The following is a 7,323-nucleotide window of genomic DNA, read 5'->3' on the forward strand; positions in this document are numbered from 1 at the left end:
GGGGGCGCAGGTGTCGGCACGGGCGCGGGGCGCGGCGGTACGGGATGCGGCGGAGCAGCCGCGCCCTCTCCCGCGCTCACCTCGATGCCGAAGTTCCCGCAGAGTGCGGCGAGTCCTCCACGAAAGCCCGCGCCGACGGCATTGAACTTCCAGTCCCCCTTGTAGCGGTAGATCTCCCCGACGACGATCGCCGTCTCCACGGAGAAATCGCTGCCCAGCTCATAGTGCAGCAGCTCCGTGCCGCTTTCCGCATCGACGAGGCGAATGTACGCGCCCGCGACCTGCCCGAAGTTCTGCCGCCTCTGCTCCGCCTCGTAGATCGTCGCTGTGAACGCGAGTTTCTGAATCTCCGCCGGCAGGGCGGCAAGATCGACCTCCACCTCCTGCCGATCGCCGCCCGCAGTGCCGTCCCGATGCTCGACCGCGCCCGTCCGATGGCGCGGATTCCCGTAGAATACGAAGTCCTCATCGCCCGCCGCTCTGCCGTCTGCGCCAAGCAGGAAGACGGCGGTATCGACCTCGGGGGCTGCGCCCGTCTGCCATCCCATGCCGACACGCACGCGGCGAAGATTCGGCCACTTCTTGGTGAGGTCTGTTTTCTGTCCCTTGTGGATGCGCTCCATACAAATCCTCCGTTCCATATACAACGAAAGCGCCGATAAATCATCTTATCAGCGCTTCCAAATTAACCTTTACCGACGATCGCCTTGCGGACGAGATCGACCGGCACGATGGTGAACGCGAGGGCGAGCACGAAGCCCCACTCCGTCAGCGTCAGGCCGTAGCAGCGCAGGATCACGCCGCCAAAGTAGATCATGAGCACCTGCACGACGACGATGAGACCCATCACGCGCAAAAAGCCCTTGTTCTCAGAAATATTGTCGAAGAGATTCTTTTCATCCGTACGCGCGTTGAACGCGTTGAATACCGCCATAAAGATGAAGAAGGCGAAGTAGCCCGTCAGGAGATAGAGATTGTCGGCATCGGGGCGGAAATAGCTGTGTGCCGTGCCGCTCATGAGGAAGAAGAGGCTCGTGCCGAAGCACCAGAGTGAACCGACACCGATCGAGGACACCATATAGCGGCTGATGATGTTCTCATCGCGCCGTTTCGGTTTCTCATCCATATAGCGGCGCAGTGCCGGCTCACCGCCAAAGGCGAGTGCCGCCAGCGTATCCATGACGAGGTTGATCCAGAGGAACTGCGTGATGGACAGCGGGTTCTCCATGCCGAGCAGCGGCGAGGCAAAGGAGATGAGGACGGCGGCGACGTTGATCGTCAGCTGGAAGATGATGAACTTGCGGATGCTGTTGTAGATCGTGCGGCCATAGAGGATGGCGCGGCCGATCGACTTGAAGTTGTCGTCGAGGATGACGATCTCGCTCGCCTCCTTCGCGACCTCCGTGCCGCCGCCCATCGCGAAGCCGACATCGGCACGCCGCAGCGCGGGCGAGTCGTTCACGCCGTCGCCCGTCATGCCGACGACGAGGTTCATCTCCTGCGCGAGGCGCACGAGGCGGCTCTTGTCCGTCGGCAGGGCGCGCGCCACGACGCGCAGACGCGGCAGGAGCGCCTTGACCTCCTCGTCGCTGAGCGTTGCCAGCTCGTCCGAGGTCATGACGACATCGTCGGGGCGTTCGAGGAGCTTTGCCTCGCGCGCAATCGCCGTCGCCGTATCCTGCCGGTCGCCCGTGATCATGACGACCTGCACGCCCGCGCTGTGCACGCGCGCGATCGCCTCGACGGACTCGGGGCGCACCTCGTCGCGGATCCCGACCGCGCCGACGAAGACAAGCCCGCCCGTCGGCAGCGTCCCGCCTGCGGGAATCGCCCCCTCGTAGACGGCGAGCGCCAGAACGCGGATGGCACGCGCGGCAAGGCGGTCGATCGTCGCCGTGATCGGCGCGGTATCCGTCAGCGGCTTCTTCCTGCCGCTCTCATCGTAGTAGGCATCGCAGAGCGCGAGGAGCTTTTCCGGCGCGCCCTTGGCGAGCGTCACATCGTATGTGCCCGTGACCTCGGTCAGGGAGTATTTATTCTTGCTGTTGAAGGGCACCGTCTGACGGACCGTCGCGTCCATCTCCGTGCTGGCGCCCGCGACGAAGCCGAAGATCGCGCGCTCCGTCTCATTGCCGCCGACCGCCTGAGCGCCGTTGATGACGGCGCTCGTATTGTAGCGCACGCTCAGATTGACAAGGTTCTGCAGCCCCGCGCCCAGCTCCGTATAGGCAGCATACTCCCTGCCCGTGCCGTCAATGAAGGCGACCGCCTCAAGCTGCCCCTTCGTGATCGTGCCCGTCTTGTCACTGAAGAGGATGTTCAGGCTGCCCGCCGTCTCAATCCCCGAGATCTTGCGAACGAGGACGTTGTCCTTCAGCATCTTGCCCATGTTCTGCGCTGAGACAATCGCGATCATCAGCGGCAGCCCCTCGGGCACGGCGACCACGATGATGATGACGGCGAGCATGACCGCCTCCACGAGGTCGTTGACGACGACCAGCCAGTTCGAGCAGTATGCCATGATGCGCGCCATCTCGAAGCCGTTGTGGATCACGAGGCGCTGGAACATAAAGGCAATCGCGATCGCGACGCCGCCGATGTAGCCGAAATTGCTGATCTGCCCCGCGAGCGTCGAGAGCTTGAGCTTGAGCGGCGTGTCGCGGTCGTCATCCCCCTGCAGCTCGCCCGCGATCTGCCCGTAGAAGGTCTTGTCGCCGAGCGTCGTCGTCCGCATCACGGCATTTCCGTCGCAGACGACAGAGCCGCGGAACGCCTTGTGCGGATGGAGGAAGTCTGCACTCTGCTCCGCCTCCGTATCGCCCTCCGCCGCAGGGGTCTTGGTCGCCTCCTTCGCCTCCCCGTTCAGAACGGATTGGTCGACTTGGATCGTTCCCTCGCAGATGACGCCGTCCGCCGGGATCTTGTCGCCCGTCTGCAGAAGGACGTAGTCGCCCATGACGATCTCGTCAATGGGGATCTCCGTCAGCACGCCGCTGCGGTAGACCTTGCATTTGATGAGCGAGGCCTCCTCCTGCAATTTCTGAAAGGCGTTCTCGTTCTGGTATTCGGAGTACGTCGCAACGGATGTGGCGAGGATGACCGCGAGTGCGATGCCCACGGACTCGTACCACGCGACCTGCCCCATGAAGGCAAAGATCACGTTGATGCCGAGCGCGACGCAGAGGATCTTGATGATGGGATCGTTGAAATTCCCCTTGAGCTTCTCCCAGAACCCCTCGCTCGTCTGCTCCGTGAGCGCGTTCGTGCCGTACTGCTCACGCGCGGCGCGCACTGCCTCCTCTGACAGGCCTTGAATCTTCATACGCGTTCTCCTTTTGTCTCTTTTTTCTGATTTTCTTCAAAAGCCTTTTCATTGTACCATGAAATTCCGTGCGGTCAAGCCCTCATTCGCACGTCCAAAGCACGCCTGTATCCTCGGTCCATGTGCCGAAGAGCGTGCCGGGCGCAAGGGGCAGCGCACTGCCGCGCAGAATCCGTTCCCCCGTGCCGCTGCACAGCGTATCCATCGCGCTGTTCACGAGATGCCACGTACCGTTTTTCCGCGAGAGATATGCCTGCACCGTGCGGTCCTGCGCCTTTTCATCGGGGAATACGTGGTCGGAGAAATGCCACGAGAAGAGCGGCAGCCCATCGTAGACGTTCAGCGTCCCCGCCGCGATCCACTGCCCCGCCTTGCCGCGCACGCGGCGCATACGCGTGAGGTGCAGGACGCGGCGATCGGGGACGGACGTACCGCAGAAGGGGCAGCACGGATGCGCCGTGTCGTGCAGGACGAAGAACTTCTCCTTGCAGTCCGCCGCACACGGCTGCAGGAGATCCCACGTCCGCACGAGCGCCTTTTCCCACTCGAGCGCCGAGGGGCGTGCCTCCGGGTCGTGCAGCCCGTCCACAAAGGCGCGCAGGAAAAGCTTTTCGAGATATGGACCGAGATCGCGGATCGTCACGCGCAGATCGGCAGGACGATTGCTGTGGTCGGTCGGGTGTTCGGCAAAGAGTGCCTTTGGCCCGTAGATCAGGAAATCCGCCTCCTCGGCGGGCAGATCGTAGTTCTTCGGGCCCTCAAGCGGGTGACGCTTCAGGAGATACTGATAGAGCAGTACGGGCAGAGCGAAGAGATCGGTCAAAAGCCCCGGCGCGGCACGGCGCGCATCGCCCGGGGGGAGATCCAGCGCGGCGAGCACCTCGGGCGCGATATAGCCCCTTGTCCCCGCCACCTCGGGCGGATACAGCCCCGGCACGACGAGCGAGTCGATGTCGATGACAACGCAGCTGCCGCTCACAGGGTCGATGAGGACATTGTTGCACGAGAGGTCAGAGTGTGCCAGCCCCGCCTGATGCATGCGGCGCACGGCGCGCGCAAGCGAGATGGACAGGCGCAGCATCGTCTGAAAATTTCCAAGTTCCTGCGGTGCAAGATACCGACGCACACGCCCCGTGAACCAGTTCCCCTTCTTGTCCTTGCCCGCAATGTCGAGCGCAGACGACGCGCCCGCGCCGAAGAAAAACTTCTTCGGATAGGTGGGGCAGACAATGCCGAACTCCGGGTCAGTAACAACTGCCACCGGCCAACAGAACAGCTCCGAAAAGTACGCCGCCGCCTCCTGCGTATTGCCGCGCGCACCGCCCTCCTCCTCCGAGAGCGTCGGATTGTAGCGGCCGATGATCGCCGTGAGGCGGTCGTGCAGTGCCGCATCGACCACGTCGGGATCGTGGAAGAACTGCACGACATAGGATCGGTCCGGCGCGAAGTAGGTGTATTTCATCCCGCCCTGCGGCGGATTGTCCGTGATGATGTAGGGGAGCCTCCTGCCGTCCTTGAGGACGGCCTCGGCACGCCTAGACATGCGCCGCACCCATGGAGAGCAGCACAAGCGTCCGATCGTCGAACGAGCCGCGCGCCATGTAGTTGTCCAGCCAGATCTCAAGGCGCTGCGCGGGCGCAGAAACGCGCGCGAGCGTCGTATCTGCGGCGGCAAGGGGGAGCACATGCGCGCTTTGCCAGAGCGTTTCCGCCGTGCAGCCCGCACCGGTGCAGCAACGCTGTGCGGACTGCAACGCGACCTGCTCCGTCTTGTCGTTGACCCACGGGAACGCCGTCGGCTTCGGCAGACTGCGCAGGAGGCAGGCCTCCGCCCGCGTGAACATCGTCTGCTCCGATGCTGCGGGGAGAATGCCGTTCAGCGCCAGGTCGAGGTACAGGCGGTGCAGCTCCTGTTCATTGAAATAGTCGTCCGCCACGCCGTCCGTCATCGTGAGCAGGAGATCGTACGCCCCGCGCGAGACGAGCGTCCTGTTCTGCAGTGCGGCGCTGTCCGTCATGCCGTCGCTCGTGAGAAAATCCGTCTCGCCCACATAGTCGCCGCTGTCGGGTCTGCCGAGGAGCTTCACCGCGCTGCCATATGCCGCGTGCGTGTTCACGGCGGCGGTCATGCCATCCCCGATCTGGCAGGAGAGGACGAGCAGTTCCGTGCGCTCCGGAACGGGCACGGCAAGCGTCACGAGGAGTGTCGCCGCAAAATCCGCAAGGACGGGATCCCTGCCGAGGAGGTCTCTGTAAGCCGCCCTGCCACAGCGCTCATAGAACGCCGACTCGACAGCGACGCGCGCGGCGCACACGCCCTCGTGCAGGATGCCGGCAAGCTGCGCGCACGCATCCCCGAACGCCGCCTCCTCCATCGGCAGGGCGCAGGCGGCACGCAGCTCCGCGTGCGCCGTCAGGAGTCTCTGCAGACCGGCATAAACCGCGCCGACGGCTGCCTCGGACGCCGCATGTGCGCCGACGCGCGAGAGACGCTTCGAGCCCGCGCCGTCGGAGACGGCAAGAATGGCGATGTCCTCTGCGTGGACGGCGGCAAACCAGTCGTCGCAGTTCGAGCCGTCGTGCTTGTGCTTCTTGCCGCGCACGCGCGCCGCGATCATCTCCGCTGCACCGATCTGCATCGCTGCGGAACGATATTCCGGCGCGGCATCCGGCTCATCTGCGGGGACAGGATGATACTCCCAAAGCGCCGCCGTATGTGCCAGCACCTCCTCATCGCTGAGGGGCGCTGCCTCCTCCGCACCGGGCGGCTCTGCGGCCGTTTCCGCTACTGCCGATTCCGCTGCGGCAGAGCCGTCCGTCGGCACTTCTGCGACGTGTTCCTCCGTTTCCGGTGGTGTCGCCGCTTCCTGCGGCGGCGGTGCTGCGGCAGTCTCCGCTGCCGACATCTCCGCAGCCGCGTCTTCCTCTGCCGTTTCCTGTACGGCGGGGATATCTGCCGACGGTTCTGCCGTTTCGGTTTTCACTGCATCCGAAAGATCCGTCCACGGCTTCGTCTGCGCCGCGACGGGCTCCTTCTGCGTTTCCTGCGTGTCCATCAAGACCTCGCTGCCCCCTTCCTATGTCCGCAGCACATCCCGTCAGGGAACGACCGTGAAGCCCTGCGGCGGAGGCGGCAGCTCGATCGGCGCGCCGGGTTTCGCGTCCAGACTCTTCGAGGACATCTTGATCGAGCCGGACACCCATGCGAAGAACTTCGCCATATCACCGGAGGACAGATTGTTCATCATCAGAACATTGTCCGTCACCTGCTTCAAATAGCTCGTGTCGGCATCCGCGCCCGCCGCACAGGCGATGATGTTGCCCAGCTTCAGTTCCTTCACCTCGGCCGCTGCCGTGCGGAAATCCTCTACATCCGTCGGGCTGCCGTCCGTCAGCAGGAACACGAGCGGCCGCCAGTCGCCCTTCTGCGTCTCCGTATTCTTGCGCACCTCCGTCTGCACGCATTCGGCGAGCAGCTTCAGCGCGCCGCCCATGAGCGTGCAGCCCTCCGCCTCAAGGCGCGGCTCCTTGAAGAGCATCAGCTCCGTCAGCTTCGTCGTCTGCTGCACGCGGCTCGCGAAGGTGATGACCGACAGATACGCCGTCTCAAGTGCCTGTGGGTCGCCTCGAAGTTCCGAGAGAAGCGCCTTGATCCCCTGCCGCACCGCCTCAATCGGTTCCCCCGCCATCGATCCGGAACAATCCAGAAGAAGATACACCGGAAGTCTGCGTCCATTGTCCGCCATAAAAATCCCTCCTAAAGAATCATTTGTTACTCCAAACATTCGCTTACCCTCGGACAAGCGCCGCATACTTTGCACGCTCTGCCGCTGGAATCTGCAACGCCTCCATCGCCTTTTCCACGGAGAGATTCATGCTCTTCATCAGATTACGAATGGAGGAGGCAAGGGCTTGCTGCATTCCCTGCTGCATTCCCTGCTGCATCCCCTGCTGCATCCCCTGTTGCATTCCCTGCTGCATTCCACGCTCCATGCCATCCT

5 protein-coding genes and 1 pseudogene are annotated in these 7,323 nt (G+C 63.5%); all 6 read right to left on the reverse strand.

The window, feature by feature from the left end; translation table 11 throughout:
* Positions 1-77: 77 nt before the first annotated feature.
* Positions 78-623, reverse strand: a pseudogene (locus tag QZ177_RS10195) (TerD family protein); the annotation flags it as partial.
* Between the two features lie 62 nt (positions 624-685).
* A complete protein-coding gene (locus QZ177_RS10200) occupies positions 686-3,322 on the reverse strand; it encodes a calcium-translocating P-type ATPase, PMCA-type (protein ID WP_294177354.1) in 2,637 nt (878 codons plus the stop codon).
* 82 nt (positions 3,323-3,404) lie between these two features.
* Positions 3,405-4,865 carry a serine/threonine-protein kinase gene (locus tag QZ177_RS10205; protein WP_294177356.1) on the reverse strand — a complete coding sequence of 487 codons (1,461 nt, stop codon included), beginning with the start codon at positions 4,863-4,865 and terminating at the stop codon, positions 3,405-3,407.
* Positions 4,858-6,378, reverse strand: a complete 1,521-nt coding sequence (locus QZ177_RS10210) for a protein phosphatase 2C domain-containing protein (RefSeq protein ID WP_294177360.1) — start codon at positions 6,376-6,378, stop codon at positions 4,858-4,860. The genes QZ177_RS10205 and QZ177_RS10210 overlap by 8 nt, the downstream gene beginning before the upstream one ends.
* A 42-nt stretch (positions 6,379-6,420) precedes the next feature.
* Complete coding sequence (locus QZ177_RS10215) at positions 6,421-7,068, reverse strand: VWA domain-containing protein (RefSeq protein ID WP_294177358.1); 648 nt, start codon at positions 7,066-7,068, stop codon at positions 6,421-6,423.
* Positions 7,069-7,111: 43 nt separating this feature from the next.
* Positions 7,112-7,323 (reverse strand): hypothetical protein (locus QZ177_RS10220; protein WP_366461954.1); only part of this gene is annotated, 212 nt, incomplete at its 5' end.

Origin of the sequence: uncultured Selenomonas sp. (genome assembly GCA_905372355.1) — a bacterium.
Taxonomy (GTDB): domain Bacteria; phylum Bacillota; class Negativicutes; order Selenomonadales; family Selenomonadaceae; genus Selenomonas.